A 20,192-nucleotide genomic window follows, 5' to 3' on the forward strand; every position below is an offset into this window, starting at 1 on the left:
TGTAAGATGTGAGCTATGAATAAGGTTGATTTTATAAGCATGGAAAATGGCACTGCTGAGGAGTATGCCTTTCTAGATAATCTCGAAAATCAATATTTAAAAGATCTCCCCTCTCGACTCATTGAGGCTTTAAAAGCATTAGATTTTAGTTTATCAGGTTATCAAGTTAGTCGACTCGAACACTCTTTGCAAGGAGCAACACGAGCTTTTTTAGCTGAGGAAGATCTAGAAATGGTTATGGCTGTTTTGTTTCATGATATTGGTGACTCTCTAGCACCCCACTCTCACTCTGAAATGGCTGCTGCGATTCTTCGACCATTTGTCTCAGATAAAATCTATTGGATTGTTAAGCATCATGGTGTTTTTCAAATGTATTATTATGCGCACCACTCTGGCGGCGATAGAAATGCCAGAGAGGCTTTCATTGATAGTCCTTGGTATGACGATACCGTAAGATTTTGTCATCATTATGACCAAAACTGTTTTGATCCTGACTATAAATCAAAGCCGTTAGAATTTTTTATACCTATGATCAATGGGTTTTTTTCTAGTCCAAGATTAGATGACTCTGAGCAACTTGCAAGACATGGAAATAGATAATATAAGGAAACTGTAATGAGTTATTTTTTCAATAATTTTTCTCCACGCCAGATTCACTTAATCATTTTTTTGATTGTTGGCTCACTGCTTGGTTATGCTGCGTACAGTATGAAAATTCTAGGCCTGGAGCCTTGCACACTATGTCTTACTCAGCAGTTCTTTTATTGCTTAATTGGCATTAGCTCATTCGTAGCCTTCCTTCATAACCCAAAAATTAACTTTAGTAAATTATATTCAATCTTTTTATCACTTTTTGCATTAGCTGGGATGTGGATTTCTGGTCGCCAGATATGGCTTCAAGGTCTTCCTGAAGATGAGGTTCCTTTATGCGGCCCACCACTCGAATATATTATTGATGTGTTCCCTTTTGCTGACGTAATTAACGCACTATTTATGGGAGACGGTAATTGCGCTGAGATACCTTGGCAATTCTTGGGTTTGAGCATGGCCGGCTGGTCTTTTGTTTGGTTCCTTGTCATTTTGATTTTAAGTTTAACCGCGATTTTTAATTCAAAGCCTGCTTCATAGTAAAAATCTGCAAATTTCCATATTAAATCGTAATATGGTAAGATTTATAGGCAACGGGGTAACTTATTTTTAAGATTTGGCTGATTTTAAAGAAACAGTAACTAAGCTATTTGAATCAGTTGATATTCAAGTCAATGGCTCTCGTCTGTGTGACCCTCAAATTCATAATGAACTTTTCTATTCACGCGTTTTAAGTGGCGGTTCACTCGCGCTTGGCGAAAGCTATATGGATGGATGGTGGGATTGCGAAGCATTAGATGAGTTTAGTTGTCGATTACTTCGCGGCAGAATTGATAAACAAGTCAAGGTCACAAATCCTTCTTTCCTAATGCATGCTTTAAAAGCCTATCTATTCAATGCTCAAAACATAAATCGCGCCTATATCGTTGGTGAGGAGCACTACGACACTGGAAATGATTTATTTAAATTGATGCTTGATCAAAGAATGAATTATTCATGTGGCTATTGGAAAAATGCCGTTAACTTAGAACAATCTCAAGTCAATAAATTAGATTTAGCTTGCAGAAAACTTCATCTGAAGTCTGGTATGCGCGTGCTTGAAATTGGCTGTGGTTGGGGCGCTTTCGCAAAATATGCGACAGAAAATTACGGCATTAGTGTGCATGGAATCACTGTATCAAAAGAGCAAATGAATTATGCTCAAAAATCTTGTGAAGGGCTAGATGTTACCTTTGAATTAAAAGATTATAGGGCGTTAAATACAAAATATGATGCAATCGTTTCAATAGGAATGTTTGAGCATGTGGGGTATAAAAATTATCGAGATTATATGGAAGTTGTTCATAGATGCCTCAGTGACAAAGGGTTATTTTTGCTACATACAATTGGACGTAATACACCATCACGATCCACTGACCCATGGACAAATAAATATATTTTCCCTAATGGAATGGTTCCCTCTCCGGCTCAGATTAGTGGGGCTGCGCAGGGCATTTTTGTTATTGAGGACTGGCATAACTTTGGGCAGGATTATGATAAAACCTTAACGGCATGGAATGAAAATTTTCAAGTTAACTATGATCATTTAAAAGAAAAATATGACGATAGATTTAAGCGAATGTGGGAGTATTACCTGTTAATGTGTGCTGGCACCTTTCGCTCCAGGAGAAACCAATTATGGCAACTAGTGATGTCTAAAAATGGCATAAAAGGCGGTTACGATTACAAGAATCATGCCCGATTTAATAGCCAAAAAGACCATCAATCATAGCCACTGCATTACAACCAGCATCATAAGCCAAGCCTTGATTTTCAAAATTAATACCACCAATACCAACAATAGGTATATTGATATCTTTTTTTATATTTGTGATTTTAGAAAGGGGACAATGAATCGCTTTTGGCTTATTGGTTGATTTAAATATTGCTCCCAGAGCGACATAGTCAGCACTATTATTTTCAGCATCGATCGCAAGCTCATTACTATCATGACAGGTTACCCCAATGATATACTTCTTGCCTAGAATCTCTCTCGCTAATCTAGCATTAATATCATTCTGACCAATATGAATGCCATCTGCACCTACTTTCTGGCAAAGGTTAATATCATCGTTGATAATAAATAAAGTATTATATTGTTTACATAACTCAAGCAATTTATTGGCTTCATCTAGCTTATTTTTTATGTCCAGATTCTTGCGGCGGTATTGGAGAATATTAACTTTATGTTTTTTAATTGCATTCTCAATAAGGGTGATATCAAAACCTTTATCTGGAGTAATTGCGTACAATCCTTGTATTCTTTGATTTAGCATATTATGGCAATATTTCAAACTAAGAAAATTCAATCATTTATTGTTTTCATTATAGTCTTGGCAGCTATTCTTTGGATATTTCAAGATAATATATTAAATATTTCTGTATTTAAAAAAACCACTGAAGTATCTGAGTTGAGTGAAGAGCAGATTAAAGATACTCCTTACCTTGAAAAAATTGACAACTTTATTATCAAGGAATATTCTAGTGACCAAGTTCTGTTGCATACTATTGAGGCTGATGTATACAAAAGCTTTAAAGACTCACCAGTTCAATTAGAAATTGTAACAGTGACAACTTTTGATGAGAAGCAAAATGAAACCTTAACTCTAACCTCTAATCGAGCAGTCATATTTAAGTCAGGATCGATCCATTTTATTGGAGAGGTAGAAATAAAAACGCTCAGCGGTATTTCTCATGAAATTGATACTGAACTCTTAGTTGTTAAAGGAGATCAAATTAAAAGTAATAGAGACGTTTTTTATCTAGGAGAGAATGCAAAAATCAAAGCACAAGGACTGGATATGAATACTAAAAGTGACTTAGTGAATTTAAATGGAGATGTTGAGATCCTCCAAGATAGTGGTGCAACCTTAACTACAAAAAACTTATTAATTAGTCATCGCTCAGGTGAAAAAAGATATGAAAGTAATGAAAAGACTATTTATAAATCGAATGAAAATATTGTGAATACAGATAGGGGTGTTGATATTAATATGAAAACAGAGCAAACTAAACTGCTTGGGGATGTAACAGTTGTTAATGGTTTTGGGAGCTCACTTACTAGTTATGATCTCATCATTGATCAATCAAACGATGGTGAGATTTTTAAGTCCAATTCGCCTACACGTTTTCAATCAAATGCGGTTGACATAAAGGCAAAAAAAATGCATTATGATGCTATTGCAAAAAAACTTAAATTAACGGATGAGGTTAAAGCGACTTATGAATAAATTGGCTCTAATGATTGCTTTATTTTTATCAACCTATACATTCGCTTTGACTGAGGATGCGCAGCAGCCTATAGAGATTGAAGCTGATTCAGTAATGGTCGATGAAACGTCTGGGTTCAACGAGTTTATTGGCAATGCAGAAGTCAAGCAAGGCTCTCTAGTGATGACTGCTGAAATCATTCAGGTCCAAACTAATGCTGATGGGGTTGAAACAATGAAGGCAAAAGGAACGCTGGAACAGCCTGCTAAGTATATTCAAAGTCAAGAAAATCAGGCGCGCTTTATCGAGGCAACTGCGACTCTTATAACTTATGACGTGAATGAAGGAATGATTTTTTTAGTTGGTGATGCCTATTTAGTTCAGGGCTTTGATTCATTTAGTGGAGACTCTCTGACATACGATATTAACAACGACAAGGTCCTTGTAAAGGGTTCAGAAGATGGAACCAAAAGAGTAAAGTTTAAAATTGACCTTTAAGAATTAGCTGACCAATGCAGTTGAAATTCTTTCTTTAACTTCTTCAAGTGTGCCAACGCCATTTATTGCTATGAACTTTGTGCCTGTTTCAGGTTTTTCTGAATCATTTTGATAATATTTAACTAAGGGCTCAGTTTGCTTATGGTAAATCTTTAGCCGGCCTCTTACAATATCTTCTTTATCATCGACCCTTTGAATGAGTTCTCCTCCAGTAATGTCATCTTTACCAGACTCTTGAGGGGGATTAAATTTAACATGGTATGTTCTGCCAGAGGAAAGGTGAACACGACGTCCCGACATTCTGACAACAATATCATCATCTGGGACCTTGACCTCAACACAGTAATCAATCCTTATTCCTTCCAATTTGAGTGCATTTGCCTGATTTATAGTTCTAGGAAACCCATCTAATAAATAACCATTATGACAGTCAGGCAACTGTATTCTGTCTTTAACAAGTGCTATGATTAGATCATCAGGAACAAGATTTCCTGCGTCTATAGTTTTTTTAGCCTCTACCCCAACAGGTGATCCAGAATTTACAGCAGCGCGCAGCATATCCCCAGTTGAAATCTGAGGAATATTAAATTTTTCACAAATATGTGCCGCTTGAGTGCCTTTTCCTGCACCTGGCGGGCCTAATAAAATAACATTCATTTGAGCGCCTTTTATTTAAACTTCAAAGGGTGGTAACTTTTTCCCAACTTTAATTTTTTTCATTACAACGTAGTCTGGCAATCCGTTATTATACGGTGGATAATTCTCACCTTCAATAAGCGGAAGTAAATATTCACGACATGCATTTGTTATAGAAAATCCATCTTCGGAGATATAGCTTTCTGGCATCATTTTCTCTACATTTGCAATATCTTTTAATTCTCCATATCCAATTTCCCACTGATAAGGGTTGTTTGATTTTCTAACTATTGAGGGCATGATTGAATTTTTGCCATCAAGAGCCATTTCAACTGCCGCCTTTCCAAGAGCATACGCTTGCTCAACATCAGAGTTTGAAGCTAGATGCCTAGCTGCACGCTGAAGGTAATCTGCTACAGCCCAATGAAATTTATAGCCTAAAGCTTTTTTGATTATGTTAGCAACAACTGGAGCCGCGCCACCCAGCTGCGCATGACCAAAATCATCTCTAGTACCCTGTTCAGCAAGGAATGTTCCATCAGGCCACTTAGTTCCCTCTGAAACAACAATGGTGCAATACCCATACTCTTTAACATTTTGATCAACTTTAGCCAGAAACTTTTCTTCATTGAAGTCAACTTCAGGGAACAGAATAACTACAGGTATCGAAGAGTCAACAAGTCCTCCCGCTGCTGCTATCCATCCGGCATGGCGACCCATCACTTCAAGGACAAAGATTTTAGTAGAAGTGGCAGCCATTGATGCAACATCAAAGCTTGCCTCCATAGTAGAGACCGCAATATACTTCGCGACCGACCCAAAACCTGGACAATTGTCAGTCACCGGCAGATCATTATCTACAGTTTTAGGAATGTGAATAGCTTGAATTGGAAAGCCCATACTTTCAGATAGTTGAGAGACTTTCAGGCAGGTATCAGCTGAATCACCACCACCGTTATAGAAAAAATAACCAATATTGTGTGCCTTAAAAACTTTAATTAAGCGCTCGTATTCAGCTTTATTTGCTTCCAGTGATTTCATCTTGTAGCGACAAGACCCAAAGCCACCTGAGGGCGTATGATTTAAAGCAGCGATATCTGCATCTGATTCAGCAGATGTATCAATGAGATTTTCTGTTAGTGCCCCTATGATGCCATTCTCTCCGGCGTAGACAGTGCCAATTTTATCTGAATGTTTTCGGGCTGTTTCAATTACACCACTAGCTGAAGCATTAATTACGGCTGTTACTCCGCCAGATTGTGCATAAAAGGCATTTTTCATAATATTCCGATATTTTTAATAGTTAAAAAGATTAAGAATTGGATTTAGTATAGAAGTCATATACAAAACTTATAGATTTTTATGTTAAACATATGAGTATATCATTTGATATAAATGTGGCTCTGAATAATTCTAAACTAGAGTTTAATTCTATTAATTAGAGATTTTAAAGTCCACAAACAATATGAATGTGTCAATTTGTTTCACCACCTGTAGTAAGTAAATATATTAAAGAGTCTTGTGTCAAAGGTCTTTCATTTTAAAAGCCCAAACTTCTGAAGCTCTTTATCAGTTATATTTCTTGGAGTACTTCAATTCTTGTTTGAAAACACCTTGACCATAGCAGATAAATCATGCCCTCCTATGTTTTGATCAATTGTCTCTTTAAACATCAAACTTAATCCTTGATGGAATCTTGTATCCACCCCAAGTTTATCTGAGATTTTCAATAATTTTAAATGTGCGTCATACCAAGTTGAAACGGATGCCTGTGTATTTTCAGTATCCTGGTTGGCTATAGCATCCAAAATACGCAGCGGCTCTGTTTGCATGCGTGCAAAATTATGAACAGTTTGTTCTCTATACGATTTTAAAGGGACATCGCCCTTTAAACATAAGGCAGCACCATTTATTAGGCCAGCTGAAAAACCCAATACACTAGACATAATTGCATTACCTAAGACTACAGGAGCGGAAAGACTCTCACCAAGGTAACTAATCTTTGGAGACATTAGTCTTAAAATTGAGTCACATGACTCAATCACATCTGATTTGCCAGCAAGAATAATTGACGCAAGCTCTGTGCCAATTTGTTCTGGAAAACATAAAATAGAACCCTCTATTAGCTCCACATCAAGATCTTTCATAATTAAAGAGTTTGCTTCAACTTCAGCCATACTTCCAGTTGACAATTGGATTAGAATGGAGCTTTTTAAGCTGGAGCGTACATTTTCATAGTCAATAATCTCTTTCCATGCGTCATAATCTGACAAGCACACAATGACTATATCGCATGATTCAATTGCCTTGTGCGGTTGAGTATAAGTTATAGCTCCTTTTTGAGCTAATGTTTCAATCTTTTCTGGGGTTCTATTCCAAACATGAATCTCTATTTCATTTTCAAGAAGGGTTTGAGCTAATGCAGTTCCCATAGCGCCTATACCAACTAATGCAACTCGATTGTTTTTTTTGATCATAGATTACCTATTTAATGAAGTACTTAAGTTAAGTGCTATATTTTAATTACTAAAATTACAGTTCAAATAGAAGTTCAAATTTTATTTGGTATGTGAGGGGTATATAAATATTTATGCTATTGAGTTAGGCTGCCTCTCAATGCTTAAGAGTATGTATAAGGTCTTATTTTGGAGTGACCTCCATGAAATTTACTATATTGATAAATCCAGGAACATGCTTTTTTGGAATTTTAGTGCTGGGCCTACTGATTGCAATTACATTTTTAATATTATATCTTGAAGCAGATTCAAGGACATCTAAAGAGTCGTCAAAAAATACTGACCTCTCTTTGTTAAAGTTAATTTGATTACTTAATTCTTCCCAAAATTTTTGCTCTTGTTTTGGAACTCCATAGTCATGCGAAGAGATGATTTCATCAAAATAATCATGAAGTCCAGATTTTTGCATCTTAAGCTTTATTCCTTTTCTATGAGCATTGGTAACAAGGTATATGCGCTTATTATGCTTTTTTACAGTTTGAAGGAAATTCAAAGCGTGATCATGAACTTGAATTAAATGAGAAATATCACCCTTTAGTTTCATAATATCTAAGTTAAGTGTCTCTTCCCAGTAATCGAGACAATACCAAGTCAGCTTTCCTTCTTGTGAATTAATCATAGATATGATTACTTCTTTAGCTTCATCTATTTTGATGTTATGTTTTTTTGAGTAAATTTCTGGAATATATTCAAGCCAAAATTCAAGATCAAAATTTAAGTCTAAAAGCGTTCCATCAAGATCAAGCAAGACAGTATCAATCAGATTCCAGTCTATGTTTAGATTACTTTCTGCGCCATGTTGTTCCATTTACACTATCCTCAAGAATAATCCCAAGTTCTAGAAGCTCATCACGAATTTGATCTGACAACGCAAAGTCTTTTGATGCTCTTGCGGATTCTCTTTGTAAAATTTTGTTTGAAATTTCATCTTCTGATAATTCAGAGCCCTGTTTTAAGTAATCTTCAGCATTGTATTCAAGAATACCTAGAGAGTTACCAAGCTTAATTAGTTGTTTGGCTAAACCATATGCTTTTTCATGGTTTATGGCTTTCTCAATATTGATTTGTTTTGCAATTTCGAAAAGTATACTCAGTGCAATAGGGGTATTGAAATCATCATTTAGTGCAGCGTTGAAGCGTGCTTCATAATCTGCTTCAGGGCCAATGTCATCTGCAGTTGTAGATAGACCTTTTGTAGCGTTGTATAGTCTTTTTAGTCCAGATTTGGCGCTTTCAATATTGGTGTCACTAAAATTTAAAGGCGAGCGATAATGACTACTTATAAGAAAATACCGGAGCGTTTCACCATCATACTTTTCTAAAACATCACGAATAGTAAAAAAATTATTTAGAGATTTGCTCATCTTTTCGTCGTCAATATTGACAAATCCAACGTGCATCCAGGTATTCACAAATTTACAGTTATTTGAGCCCTCAGATTGAGCGATTTCATTTTCATGATGAGGGAACGTTAAGTCCATTCCACCGCCATGAATATCAAAATGGTTTGAAATAAAGTGATTTGACATCGCTGAGCATTCAATATGCCACCCAGGTCTTCCATCTCCCCAAGGTGAAGGCCAACTGGGCTCATCAGACTTTGCTTTTTTCCAAAGAACAAAGTCAAGTGGGTCATCTTTATCACTCTCAACGTCTACCCTTGCACCCGCTACAAGATCATCTAAATTTTTACCAGAGAGCTTGCCATAATCCTTAAATTTTCTGACCGAATAAAATACGTCACCATTTTTACCTTGATAAGCTAATCCCTGTTTTGAAAGAGATTCAATCATTTCTATCATCTTATCGATAGATTCAGTAGCACGTGGTTCTATGTCCGGACTCAAAACACCTAGCGCCCTTTCGTCCTCATGCATTGCATCAATGAATCTATTTGTTAGTGAGTAGATATCTTCATTATTTTCGGCAGCCCTCGCAATAATTTTGTCATCAATATCTGTAATATTTCTTACATACTTAACGCTTAAAAAATTCCGCCTTAGGTGCCGAGTAATCACGTCAAACATAACTAATACTCTGGCATGACCCATATGACAAAAGTCATAAACTGTCATTCCACAAACATAAATCCCAATATTATTTGTGTCAATAGGCTGGAACTCTTCTTTTTGGTTGGTGAGTGTGTTATAAATTTTGAGCATTGCGATATTTTATACTGGATTTCCTGGGTTAATATTAATACCCGTTATATTAGTTCTCATATGGCCAACAGTTTTAATTTTGATTATCAATTAATCACTTACAAAATGTATAATTATTTTTCTCAATAGTAATTTAAAGAAAGTATGCAAAATACTTTGTACAAGGTCAGCATATTATGAAAAAACTTCAATGCAAAATGTGTGGATGGGTTTATGATGAAGCGAAAGGAATTCCAGATGAAGGGATCATTCCTGGCACAGCTTGGGCTGATATACCTGAAGACTGGACTTGTCCAGTTTGTGGTTCTGGAAAGGAAGACTTTGAAATGGTAGAAATTTAGGTATTGAGGGTTCGAAACCTAAGATGAGGTTTCTGTTTGCGAAAATGAAATAAGGAATAAATAATGTCAAAAGTACTAATTTTGCCTGGTGACGGCATTGGAACTGAAATTGTTGCTCAAGCTGTCAAAGTCATAGATTCATTAAACTCGAATCATTCAATGGGAATGACTCTTGAAGATGGGCTTATAGGAGGTATTGCCTATGATGAGACTGGAACACCTCTTCCTGATGAGACTATAAAAGTTGCAAAAGAGTGTGACTCCATACTTTTAGGTGCTGTTGGAGGACCAAAGTGGGAGCCTTTAGAGAGGGCTTTGAGGCCAGAGCGAGGGTTGTTAGGCATACGTTCAGAGCTCGAATTATTTTCAAATTTGAGACCTGCTATTTTATATCCTCAGTTAGCAAATGCTTCAAGCCTTAAGACTGAAATTGTATCTGGCTTAGACTTAATGATTGTCCGTGAACTTGTAGGAGGGATTTATTTTGGTGAGCCAAGGGGTGTTGAAATAAAAGATGGTGAACGTTTTGGAATAAACTCTGCAACATATTATGAATCTGAAATTGCACGAATTGGACATTCTGCTTTTCAAATTGCTCAAAAAAGAGGAAAGCGTGTATGTTCAGTCGATAAGGCGAATGTTCTGGAAGTATGCGAACTATGGAGAGAGGTAATGGAGGAAGTTTCTAAGGACTATCCTGATGTTTCGCTTTCTCATATGTATGTTGATAACGCTGCTATGCAACTCGTTAGAGATCCCAAACAATTTGATGTAATGGTAACGAGTAATCTTTTTGGCGATGTATTGTCGGATTGTGCAGCAATGCTAACAGGTTCAATTGGAATGCTTCCATCCGCTTCATTAGATCAAAATAACTTTGGAATGTATGAGCCTATCCATGGCTCAGCACCTGATATTTCAGGGAAGGATATAGCAAACCCTCTTGCCACGATATTGTCTGTTTCGATGATGCTTAGGTATTCACTTAATCAAGGAGAATTGGCTGACAAAATTAACTCAGCGGTAAGCAAAGTTTTAGATAAAGGCTACAGAACAAAGGATATTGCTTCTGATGGGGACAAAGTGGTTGGGACAGAGCAGATGGGTGATCTAGTCATTGAAGAGCTTGAGACTTAGTAAAGAACTTCCTCACTGTCAATAGAGCGCCATAAAAACCAGCAGGCTACGCTTCTATATGGCCTCCATGTTTCTGAAATTGCAATTATTTTTTCTAAGCTGAGGGGTTTTCCTTCTCCATAAATCTGATTCATTGCTCTTATTATTCCAATATCCTTAATAGGAAATATATCTTTTTCCAATAGGTAAAACATTCCAAACATTTCTGCAGTCCAAGGGCCAACTCCCTTGATAGTGATTAATTCATCATAAATACTTTCGAATGAGCGATTTTCCCAATATAAGTGGTCTTTAATTGAGAAGTTTATAAAATGATTGCAAATATTGATTATGTATTGAACTTTTTGTTTTGATAATCCACAAGACTTAAGTTCTTCGAAGCTCATCAAAATTACATTTTCTGGTTTTATTTTGCCAATTTTTTTTTCTAACTTTCCCCATACACTTGCAGCAGCTTGAACTGAGATTTGTTGCCCAACTATTGATCGAAGTAGAGTTTCTAAAGCCTCACCACGAGAAGAAATACTGTATTGCTGATGTTCGAGAATTAACTTTGCTAACTTAGGGTCAGTGTGTGTTAAGAATTCTTTAGATTGCTGCCAATAAGCTGGGAGAGACATTTATAAATTTAAAAAGTGTTTTGATAAGAGGATAAAGTTAGTTGTTTTCTTTAACTGAGAATGTAGTATAGATGACATTGTCGTATAATTTATACTAATTTTTAACAACATATAAGACAGGGAACACTATGAGTAAAAAAAGAAATGTGACTTTTGTTGGTCTAGGAACGATGGGCTATCCTATGGCTGGACATTTATCAAGGTCTGAGTTATTTAATGTAAGTGTTTTTAATCGAACCTCAGAAAAATCTGCCCAATGGGGAGAAGCATATGAAGGAAGGGTTGCATTAACTATTGAAGACGCCGTAAAAGATGCAGATGTGGTTATTACATGCACTGGAAGAGATGAAGATATGATGGAAATCGTTTTTTCAGATGATGGAATGATGCCATACCTTAAAAAGGGCTCCATTTTTATTGATCATACTACAACATCCTTTAAGCTAGCAAAACACCTAAATGAATCACTAAAAGATAAGAATATATCATTTATTGATGCTCCAGTTAGTGGAGGAGAAGCTGGAGCTATTAATGGAGTTTTAAGCGTTATGGCCGGCGGTGACGCTCACATATTGGATGCATGTGACTCAATCATTAAAACATATTCTAAAAGTATCACACTGATGGGAGATTCTGGGTCTGGCCAATTAGCAAAAATGGTTAACCAAATTTGTATAGCGGGTTTGTTACAAGGATTATCCGAGGGATTGCTTTTTGCTGAATCTGAGAACTTGAATATGGATAAGTTGCTGTCTGCTATTTCAGGAGGCGCAGCTCAGTCTTGGCAAATGGTGAATAGAGGCAAAACAATGCATCAAAGAGAGTTTGATTTTGGTTTTGCTATTAAGTGGATGGTGAAGGATTTAGGCTACTGTTTAGATCAAGCAGATGGAAACAATACAAAACTAACTTTTACTCAAGAGGTCTATGACCGTTATACTAATTTAATGGATAAAGGCCATACCTATAGTGATACCTCTGCTTTAATGATGTTTGATGAGTTGAATAAATAGGTAACAAACCAAGTAATGATTAAAGCTTCACTCACTGAAAAGCAATTGATTGATTTTAATAATAATGGATTTCTAACAGTTGATAATTTCATAGAATTGCAGTATTTAGAAGACCTTAAAACAAGAATCAATCTTCTCTTTAAAGGAAACTTTGAAACTGGTATTGAGCCAGATGAGTGGAATTGGAGGCAAGAAAGAGACCCAAGCGATGTTACACGACAAATTTGTAATGCTTGGAAATCCGATAGTCTTATAAAGCGTTTAGTTTGTAGCTCAATTATTGGAGAGAGCGTTTCGAAATTAATGAGCTGGAAGGGAGCAAGACTTGTTCAAGATAACGTTTTATGGAAGCCACCGCAAGGAAAAGCTTTAAATTTTCATCAGGATGCTGCATATGATGACTGGATAATTCCACAAACTATGGTGACTTGCTGGATGCCTTTAGATGATACCTTTGCAGAAAATGGAACACTAGAGTTTGCAAGGGGATCACACAAATGGGATCTATGTCCACCATCTGAGGACTTTCATGCCCCAAATGATTATAAAAAAGAGCTCCATAATTATTTAAATAAAAATGATAAAACTCTTTATATTGATTCAGTTCAAGTTCCTGCCGGGGGTGCTTCATTTCACCATGGCCATACTTGGCATGGTTCAGGGCCAAACAAGTCAAATAGCCATCGAAGAGCAATAGTCGCACATTGCGTCCCAATTGATGCTAAATTTCATCCAACTAATTGTGGGGGAACTGGAAAAATTTATAAAAAATATAAATTGAATGAAAGTGATGAGTTACCTGATAGTTTTTTTCCTCCCTTGTGGCAGGAAAATTAAAGAGTTTATTTATTCTTTGCATCAAAATTTTTTAAAAGAAATGGCATAATATTGGATATGAGAAAAAAGCCAAAATTAACAAATATTCATACTGTTGCTCAGAGTCGAATCTTCAATCTTGAGTCACTTGATGTCGAATTTTCTAATGGCGCAACTCGTGTCTATGAGAGGCTTATGTCTCGAGGAAATGGAGCAGTTCTAGTTATCCCAATGCTTGATGATGATACTGTCCTCATGATTTATGAGTTTTCTGGAGGCACTGAGCGCTATGAATTAGGACTTACCAAAGGGAAAATAGATAAGGGTGAAACTCCAATTGAGGCTGCGGGTAGAGAGCTAAAAGAAGAAATCGGGTTTGGCGCAAATAAGCTAACCTTTCTCAAAACAATCACACTTGCGCCTGGGTATCAGTCAAGTGAGACGCACATCGTGCTCGCTGAAGATCTGTTTGAGGAAACTGCAGAGGGAGATGAGCCTGAACCTCTAGAAATCGTCCCTAAAAAACTTTCTGAGTTAGAGGAACTAACCTATAACGAAGACTTAACTGAAGCAAGGAGCATTCTAGCTCTTTATATGGTAAGAGATATCATTAATAATCGATCAGTGTGATAGATATACCGCAGTCATTTTGGCTGGATGAAGATCAATTAAAATTCCCTGAAATAGAGTTAGCGCTCAAAGAGCCAAATGGATTAATCGCTATAGGCGGTGATTTATCATTAAATAGACTCTTGGAGGCTTACTCCAGAGGTATATTCCCTTGGTATGGTAAAGATGAACCTATACTCTGGTATTCTCCAGATCCCAGAATGATTATTACGCCGAACTCATTTCACCTATCAAAAAGTTTAAAAAAAACAATTAATTCATCAAGATTTGATGTTTTAGTTGATACATCATTCAATAATATAATTAGACAATGTCAAGAGGCTCCTAGGTTTGGTCAGTCAGGAACATGGATCGATGATGAGATGGTCAAAGCTTATACAAATTTGTACAAGGAAGGCTATGCGCACTCATACGAAGTGTTTGAGAATGGAGAGCTTGTGGGTGGGTTATATGGGGTTGCATTAGGAGGGGTTTTTTTTGGTGAGTCCATGTTTTCATTGGTAAGCAATGCTTCAAAAGTAGCATTCGCATTTTTATTGCAAAATAGCCATTATCAATTAATAGATTGTCAAGTGGAGAATCGACATTTAGAAAGTTTGGGTGCCTACAATATCCCAAGAGATTTGTTTATGCAACAGCTTAAGGCCTTTGTGTAAAATATACTCCATTAAATTAGGGATTATTACGCTATGACAAACCATATTAAATTCGTTTTACTGGTCTCACTTGTTATTACGTTAGCAGCATGTGGCAGAATGGGTGATCTAGTCCCAATAAAAGATACAGTTGAATCAACTACTAGTACTTACTAGCGAAAAATCCATTGAACGCATTCAATTTCCAAAATAAAAATCTTTATGCTGAGTCTGTGCCCGTTTCAGACTTAATGAACTTGTACGGCTCGCCACTTTATATTTATTCAAAAAGTCAAATAGAATTCAATTGGAAGGTTTTTGAAAATTCATTTGGAGCCCATCCTCATCTTATTTGTTATGCTGTAAAGGCTAATTCTAATCTTGCAGTATTAAATATTCTTGCTAATCTAGGATCTGGTTTCGATATTGTTTCCCTTGGAGAGCTAGAGAGAGTTATTGCTTCAGGTGGAGATCCAGCTAAATGCGTTTTTTCAGGTGTTGCAAAAACTGAAAACTCAATACGAAAAGCACTTGAGTATGGAATTTACTGTTTCAATGTAGAGTCTGAGGGAGAACTAGAACAGATTGAATCAGTGGCATCCTCTTTGAATGTTCGTGCCTCAATTTCAATCCGAGTCAATCCAGATGTAGATGCAAAGACTCATCCATATATTTCAACAGGTCTGACTGAAAATAAGTTTGGTGTGAGTGCTGAAGTGGCTTTGTCTATGTATAAAAAAGCAAGCCTTTCTGATTATCTTGATGTCTGCGGACTTGATTACCATATTGGCTCTCAAATTACAGATCAATCTCCATTTATCGAGGCTCTTGAAAAAGCATTAGATCTGATTGAAGAGCTCAAATCAGAAAACATAGATTTAGACCACATTGATATTGGAGGTGGAGTAGGTATAACCTATGATCAAGAAAAAATAATCAGTATTGAGGATTACATCAATAGGGTAATCAGCAAAGTTGGAAGTATGAAAATTTTGGCTGAACCTGGGCGATCAATTGTTGGAAATGCAGGTATTTTTGTAACAAAAGTTGAATACTTGAAGCAAAATGATATTAAGTCATTTGCAATTGTAGATGGTGCAATGAATGATCTGATTAGGCCTGCTCTTTATAGTTCATATCATGAGGCGGTTTCAATACAAGAAAAATCAAAGGGCGTTACTGACTCATGGGATATCGTCGGACCAGTTTGTGAAACTTCAGATTTCTTGGCTAAGGATAGAGAACTAACTTTAGAAAAAGGAGACTATATTGCAATTTTAACTGCAGGTGCGTATGGTTTTGTTTTGAGTTCAAATTATAACTCGAGACCCAGAGTGCCTGAAGTTATGGTGAGTGAAAAGAGCCATAGTTTGGTGCGAAAAAGAGAAACTATCGAATCACTATTTGAGAATGAAACTATATTTAAAGATGAAGTTAACTAATAATCAAAAAAAGTACTTAAGATCTTTGGCGCATGATTTAAAGCCATTTGTAATGATTGGTCAGCATGGATTAAGTGAGTCAGTTATTGCTGAGATTGAGTCAACTATGCTTAAACATGAACTCATTAAAATCAAACTAAGGGTAAGCGATCGTGATGAAAAGCAAGGGATAATCAACAAGATTATTAAGTTTTCTGAAGCTGAATTAGTCCAAGTTATTGGGGGCGTAATAGTTATTTATAGGCCTTTTGAAGACAACCCTGATATTATCTTACCTAGATCATAATAAATTTAACAGAGCTTATTGTATTCTTATAATACTTAATTGAAATGAAAATTGCCCTCAGTGCTGCAGAAACTTCAGGCGATCTGATTGCTTCATCTTTGGTCGTTGCTTTAAAAAACAATGATCACCATTGTGAAATAGACGGACTGGCCGGCGACAAGATGATTGAAGCAGGTTGCAATAGTTTGTGGCATACTGATGAAGTAAATGTGATGGGTCTCAGTGAGGTGTTGAAGAAGCTGCCATCCGTCTTAAAGTTAAGAACTAAAGTCACTAATCACTACATTTCTAATAAGCCCGATGTATTTATTGGTGTTGATTCACCAGACTTCAACTTCAGGATTGAGCATTCATTAAAGAAAGAAGGCGTTAAAACAATTCATTTTATTAGCCCCTCAGTTTGGGCTTGGCGTTCTAAACGAATTAAAAAAATTAAAGCTTCAACTGACCTAGTATTATGTCTTTTCCCTTTTGAAGTGGATTTCTTCACACAGCATAATCAAAAAGCTATTTTTGTTGGTCATCCACTAGCTGAAACCTTAAAACCAAGGAAGAAATATAAACCAAACAAAAGCGTTTTATTAATGCCAGGCTCAAGAGAGTCAGAAATTAAAACGCTTTTGCCAGAATTGATTGAGGCTGTAAGGGTAATGCAGTCTAGAGACTCCGAACTAACTTTTAATCTATCTCTTGCCAATGCTAATCATAGAGATTGGGTTGAGAAAAGTATAGAGGGTTTATCTATAAAAATCAGCATTGGTGATGCTCACAAAAAAATTATTGATTCTGATCTAGTTCTAGTTGCATCTGGCACTGCAGCACTTGAGGTGGCCTTACTAGCAGTTCCAATGGTTGTTATTTATAAGCTCTCCTATTTAAGTTATCAAATAGTAAAGCGTCTACTTAATACCAAAGAAGTTTCACTTCCCAATAAGATTTTAGGAAAAAGAGTTGTACCTGAATTAATTCAAAATGATGCGAACGGTCAAAATATTTCTGATCATGCTATGACATTACTAGGGTCTGATAATAGCAAGCTTGTTAGCGAATTAGAAAAGATTCATGTTCTATTAAATCATGATTCTAGCTCCAAATCTGCTGAGGCAATAATTGAGTTTATTAATGAAAAATGACATTGAAAAAATCGTTGAACTTGCACTATCTGAAGATATTGGTGAAGGAGATGTCTCATCAGTTTTAATTGATAATAAGATTATCGAGGCTGAAATAATTTGCAGAGATGATGCAATAATTTGTGGAGTTGAATTCTTTAATTTATGTTTTTTATCAATTGATCCAAAAATTCAAATACATTGGAAGGTTGAAGATGGCTCAAGGGTCAAGTCAGGTGACAAAATATGCGGCCTTAAAGGCAATACAAAAACGATAGTAACTGCCGAAAGAGCCGCACTTAACTTTTTGCAAATATTAAGTGCTACTGCAACACAAACTAGCTACCTTGTCAGTCTCATAAATAGTACGAATGCAAAATTACTTGATACAAGAAAAACAATACCTGGGCTTAGAAAGGCGCAAAAATATGCGGTTAAGTGTGGTGGTGGGGTGAATCATAGGATGGGTTTGTATGACTGTATCATGCTAAAAGAGAATCATATATTATCAATTGGCTCTTTAGAGCAATTGATTAAAAATGCAATCAATCAATTTCCAAAAACACCTATTATTGTTGAAGTGGAGTCTCTTGAAGAACTTCAATCAGCGCTCCTTATGAAAGGTATAAAGCGAATTCTGTGCGATAATTTTAGTCTTCAAGATCTTCGAGAAGCTGTGAAAATTTCAGAAGGAATTTGCCCTTTAGAGGCATCGGGCGGCATTACTGAGATTAATATTTTGGACTATGCAAATACAGGCGTGGACTATATTTCAATTGGCTCAATTACAAAAGATATAAAGTCAATTGATTTGTCTTTAAGGTTTAGTTCCTAGGCTATTGCTCTAAATGCTGGGCTAATAATGTCTTTTGTAGAATTGTATTGTAAGGCGTTATCATTGAGGTCAGTTACTTTGCCTCCTGCCCCTTCAAGTATCCAAACTCCTGCAGCAGTATCCCATTCAGAGCACCGACCAAATTTTGGATAGTAATGATAAATTCCTTCTGCAATAAGACAAAACTTGAGCGCACTACCCAGCTTAAAAGTTTCAAAATTTGTTTTATATTTGAGATGCTCTTTTAGCCCTTTATTGTTATTTGAGTATCTACCAACAACAATTTTTTCCCACCTTTTTGGCTTTGATGTAAGTATTGTAGAAGTTGTTTTATTGACTAGCTTAACAGAAGCATTATTTTCAAATCGATAATAGTGCACTTTATTGAAGGGTGAATAAATTAGTCCAAAAACAGGATAATTATCTCGAATAAGGGCAATAATAATGCAAAAATCAGGAGAGCCATCAATAAAATCTCTAGTTCCATCTAGAGGATCAATCAACCAATATTCATCCCATGATTTTCTAGTTGAAAAGGGAATGTGCGATGATTCTTCTGAGAGGATTGGAGTGTGAGGTGTTAATTTTTGTAATGTGTTAACTATCAATTCATGGGAGGCTTTGTCTGCTAGGGTCACAGGCGTGTTATCAGCTTTGATAGAGTAATCACTGGAATTAGCTCTAAGGTCCATAATAATTTCACCGGCTTGAGCAGTTAAATTGATGAGCTGTGAAAGAATTTTAGAGTTCATTGTTTTCATTATATCATCGAGAGTCGTAATTATTTATTCTCAGCTTCGATCTTAAGTAAAATTTATTCCTCTATAATTATTTATCAAATTTGAATATGAAAAAGCATGTACTAGCAATGGGAGGTGGTGGATTTACCTCGAAACCTGAAAATCTAAAGTTAGATGAATATCTCCTATCTTTATCCAATAAAAAAAATCCAAAAGTGTGCTTTATTCCTACTGCAAGTGGAGATGATGAGAGCTATAGAAGAAGATTTTATTCTTCTTATAAAAAACTAAACTGTGAGACAAGCCATTTGTCACTCTATTGGCCTCCTGAGGGAGATTTAAGAGAATTTGTTTTAGATAAAGATATCTTTTATGTTGGTGGTGGAAATACTCGCAATCTGATGGTTCTATGGAAAGAGTGGAGTCTTGATAAATATTTATACGAGGCCTGGGACAATGGAGCGATTATGGCAGGTCTCAGTGCAGGCTCAATTTGCTGGTTTGAAAAAGGATTGACTGACTCAGTAACGGGAAAGCTCTTACCATTAGATTGTTTAGGTTTTTTACCAAACAGCAACTGCCCGCATTTTGATAGTGAGTCACAAAGGAGACCTGAATACCACAAAGCCATTTTAAATGGATCAATGATGGAAGGTATTGCTTGTGATGATGGAGTGGCTGCACATTTTGTTGATGGAAAACTCAAACGTTGCGTTTCATCCCTTCCCAATGCAAAGGCTTACAATGTTAGTGCAGAGAATGGAAAAATTAATGAATCCATTATTGAGCCAAAATACTTGTAGGGATTTAAATTAATTTTGGCATTAAAAAACCTAGTTAAAACTAGGTTTTTTTATTTTGGTGGGCCTACTTGGACTTGAACCAAGGACCAATCGATTATGAGTCGACTGCTCTAACCAACTGAGCTATAGGCCC

At 36.2% G+C, this 20,192-nt stretch carries 25 protein-coding genes and 1 tRNA gene; 17 read left to right on the forward strand and 9 right to left on the reverse strand.

Annotated features, from left to right (window positions below; all coding sequences use genetic code 11):
- The first annotated feature begins 15 nt into the window (after positions 1 to 15).
- From W908_RS00635 to cfa, 3 genes are all read left to right on the forward strand, one after another.
- Positions 16 to 600, forward strand: coding sequence for an HD domain-containing protein (locus W908_RS00635; RefSeq protein WP_053819530.1), 585 nt, complete (start codon positions 16 to 18; stop codon positions 598 to 600).
- A 15-nt stretch (positions 601 to 615) separates the two neighbouring features.
- A complete protein-coding gene (locus tag W908_RS00640) occupies positions 616 to 1,128 on the forward strand; it encodes a disulfide bond formation protein B (protein ID WP_053819531.1) in 513 nt (170 codons plus the stop codon).
- 76 nt (positions 1,129 to 1,204) lie between these two features.
- The gene (cfa, locus tag W908_RS00645) at positions 1,205 to 2,359 is read left to right on the forward strand and encodes a cyclopropane fatty acyl phospholipid synthase (RefSeq protein ID WP_053819532.1); all 1,155 of its coding nucleotides are present in this window, start codon (positions 1,205 to 1,207) and stop codon (positions 2,357 to 2,359) included.
- On the opposite strand, the gene thiE is transcribed toward cfa, so the two are convergent.
- Positions 2,331 to 2,903, reverse strand: coding sequence for a thiamine phosphate synthase (thiE, locus tag W908_RS00650; protein ID WP_053819533.1), 573 nt, complete (start codon positions 2,901 to 2,903; stop codon positions 2,331 to 2,333). The two genes, cfa and thiE, sit on opposite strands and share 29 nt — an antisense overlap.
- A gap of 3 nt (positions 2,904 to 2,906) precedes the next feature.
- Here thiE and lptC point away from each other — a divergent pair, with 3 nt between their 5' ends.
- Together lptC and lptA are read left to right on the forward strand one after the other, a co-directional pair.
- Positions 2,907 to 3,857: an LPS export ABC transporter periplasmic protein LptC gene (gene lptC, locus W908_RS00655; protein WP_053819534.1), complete on the forward strand. Its 951-nt coding sequence runs from the start codon at positions 2,907 to 2,909 to the stop codon at positions 3,855 to 3,857.
- Positions 3,850 to 4,335, forward strand: coding sequence for a lipopolysaccharide transport periplasmic protein LptA (gene lptA / locus W908_RS00660; protein WP_053819535.1), 486 nt, complete (start codon positions 3,850 to 3,852; stop codon positions 4,333 to 4,335). The genes lptC and lptA overlap by 8 nt, the downstream gene beginning before the upstream one ends.
- Before the next feature lie 3 nt (positions 4,336 to 4,338).
- Here lptA and adk read toward each other — a convergent pair whose 3' ends face one another.
- From adk to cysS, 5 genes are all read right to left on the reverse strand, one after another.
- On the reverse strand, positions 4,339 to 4,992 hold the full coding sequence (adk, locus tag W908_RS00665; RefSeq protein WP_053819536.1) for an adenylate kinase: 654 nt from the start codon (positions 4,990 to 4,992) through the stop codon (positions 4,339 to 4,341).
- A 15-nt stretch (positions 4,993 to 5,007) separates the two neighbouring features.
- Positions 5,008 to 6,252 (reverse strand): 6-phosphofructokinase, encoded by a 1,245-nt coding sequence (locus W908_RS00670; protein WP_053819537.1) that lies wholly within the window; start codon positions 6,250 to 6,252, stop codon positions 5,008 to 5,010.
- Positions 6,253 to 6,563: 311 nt separating this feature from the next.
- Positions 6,564 to 7,448 carry an NAD(P)-dependent oxidoreductase gene (locus W908_RS00675; protein ID WP_053819538.1) on the reverse strand — a complete coding sequence of 295 codons (885 nt, stop codon included), beginning with the start codon at positions 7,446 to 7,448 and terminating at the stop codon, positions 6,564 to 6,566.
- Between the two features lie 163 nt (positions 7,449 to 7,611).
- A complete protein-coding gene (gene yrfG / locus W908_RS00680) occupies positions 7,612 to 8,295 on the reverse strand; it encodes a GMP/IMP nucleotidase (RefSeq protein ID WP_053819539.1) in 684 nt (227 codons plus the stop codon).
- Complete coding sequence (gene cysS, locus W908_RS00685; RefSeq protein ID WP_053819540.1) at positions 8,270 to 9,649, reverse strand: cysteine--tRNA ligase; 1,380 nt, start codon at positions 9,647 to 9,649, stop codon at positions 8,270 to 8,272. The genes yrfG and cysS overlap by 26 nt, the downstream gene beginning before the upstream one ends.
- A 176-nt stretch (positions 9,650 to 9,825) precedes the next feature.
- Here cysS and W908_RS00690 point away from each other — a divergent pair, with 176 nt between their 5' ends.
- Both W908_RS00690 and leuB read left to right on the forward strand, forming a co-directional pair.
- Positions 9,826 to 9,990 carry a rubredoxin gene (locus W908_RS00690; protein WP_020023601.1) on the forward strand — a complete coding sequence of 55 codons (165 nt, stop codon included), beginning with the start codon at positions 9,826 to 9,828 and terminating at the stop codon, positions 9,988 to 9,990.
- A gap of 60 nt (positions 9,991 to 10,050) precedes the next feature.
- Positions 10,051 to 11,127 carry a 3-isopropylmalate dehydrogenase gene (leuB, locus tag W908_RS00695; protein WP_197503609.1) on the forward strand — a complete coding sequence of 359 codons (1,077 nt, stop codon included), beginning with the start codon at positions 10,051 to 10,053 and terminating at the stop codon, positions 11,125 to 11,127.
- Here leuB and W908_RS00700 read toward each other — a convergent pair.
- Entirely contained in the window at positions 11,124 to 11,747 is a 624-nt protein-coding gene (locus W908_RS00700) for a DNA-3-methyladenine glycosylase family protein (protein ID WP_053819542.1), read from the reverse strand. The genes leuB and W908_RS00700 overlap by 4 nt on opposite strands.
- A 128-nt stretch (positions 11,748 to 11,875) precedes the next feature.
- On the opposite strand from W908_RS00700, the gene W908_RS00705 reads away from it, so the two are divergent.
- From W908_RS00705 to nadC, 9 genes are read left to right on the forward strand one after another with little or no spacing between them, the layout of a single operon-like run.
- A complete protein-coding gene (locus W908_RS00705; protein ID WP_053819543.1) occupies positions 11,876 to 12,760 on the forward strand; it encodes an NAD(P)-dependent oxidoreductase in 885 nt (294 codons plus the stop codon).
- A gap of 15 nt (positions 12,761 to 12,775) precedes the next feature.
- Positions 12,776 to 13,597 (forward strand): phytanoyl-CoA dioxygenase family protein, encoded by an 822-nt coding sequence (locus tag W908_RS00710; RefSeq protein ID WP_053819544.1) that lies wholly within the window; start codon positions 12,776 to 12,778, stop codon positions 13,595 to 13,597.
- A 57-nt stretch (positions 13,598 to 13,654) separates the two neighbouring features.
- Positions 13,655 to 14,206 carry an ADP compounds hydrolase NudE gene (gene nudE / locus W908_RS00715; RefSeq protein ID WP_053819545.1) on the forward strand — a complete coding sequence of 184 codons (552 nt, stop codon included), beginning with the start codon at positions 13,655 to 13,657 and terminating at the stop codon, positions 14,204 to 14,206.
- The gene (gene aat, locus W908_RS00720) at positions 14,203 to 14,862 is read left to right on the forward strand and encodes a leucyl/phenylalanyl-tRNA--protein transferase (protein ID WP_053819546.1); all 660 of its coding nucleotides are present in this window, start codon (positions 14,203 to 14,205) and stop codon (positions 14,860 to 14,862) included. The genes nudE and aat overlap by 4 nt, the downstream gene beginning before the upstream one ends.
- A 33-nt stretch (positions 14,863 to 14,895) precedes the next feature.
- Positions 14,896 to 15,018 (forward strand): LPS translocon maturation chaperone LptM, encoded by a 123-nt coding sequence (lptM, locus tag W908_RS08840; protein ID WP_236849153.1) that lies wholly within the window; start codon positions 14,896 to 14,898, stop codon positions 15,016 to 15,018.
- An 11-nt stretch (positions 15,019 to 15,029) separates the two neighbouring features.
- A complete protein-coding gene (lysA, locus tag W908_RS00725) occupies positions 15,030 to 16,283 on the forward strand; it encodes a diaminopimelate decarboxylase (protein WP_082344990.1) in 1,254 nt (417 codons plus the stop codon).
- On the forward strand, positions 16,270 to 16,569 hold the full coding sequence (gene yhbY, locus W908_RS00730) for a ribosome assembly RNA-binding protein YhbY (RefSeq protein ID WP_020023593.1): 300 nt from the start codon (positions 16,270 to 16,272) through the stop codon (positions 16,567 to 16,569). The genes lysA and yhbY overlap by 14 nt, the downstream gene beginning before the upstream one ends.
- A 44-nt stretch (positions 16,570 to 16,613) precedes the next feature.
- Positions 16,614 to 17,702 carry a lipid-A-disaccharide synthase gene (gene lpxB / locus W908_RS00735; RefSeq protein ID WP_053819548.1) on the forward strand — a complete coding sequence of 363 codons (1,089 nt, stop codon included), beginning with the start codon at positions 16,614 to 16,616 and terminating at the stop codon, positions 17,700 to 17,702.
- Entirely contained in the window at positions 17,692 to 18,516 is an 825-nt protein-coding gene (nadC, locus tag W908_RS00740; protein ID WP_053819549.1) for a carboxylating nicotinate-nucleotide diphosphorylase, read from the forward strand. Before lpxB ends, nadC begins: the two co-directional genes overlap by 11 nt.
- Here the strand turns inward: nadC and cysQ are convergent.
- A complete protein-coding gene (gene cysQ, locus W908_RS00745; RefSeq protein ID WP_236849154.1) occupies positions 18,513 to 19,268 on the reverse strand; it encodes a 3'(2'),5'-bisphosphate nucleotidase CysQ in 756 nt (251 codons plus the stop codon). The genes nadC and cysQ overlap by 4 nt on opposite strands.
- Before the next feature lie 95 nt (positions 19,269 to 19,363).
- Between cysQ and W908_RS00750 the strand changes: the two genes are divergently transcribed.
- Entirely contained in the window at positions 19,364 to 20,059 is a 696-nt protein-coding gene (locus tag W908_RS00750; RefSeq protein ID WP_053819551.1) for a Type 1 glutamine amidotransferase-like domain-containing protein, read from the forward strand.
- A 56-nt stretch (positions 20,060 to 20,115) separates the two neighbouring features.
- Here W908_RS00750 and W908_RS00755 read toward each other — a convergent pair.
- Positions 20,116 to 20,192 (reverse strand) — tRNA-Ile (locus W908_RS00755).

Source organism: Candidatus Pseudothioglobus singularis PS1, assembly GCF_001281385.1.
Taxonomy (GTDB): domain Bacteria; phylum Pseudomonadota; class Gammaproteobacteria; order PS1; family Pseudothioglobaceae; genus Pseudothioglobus; species Pseudothioglobus singularis.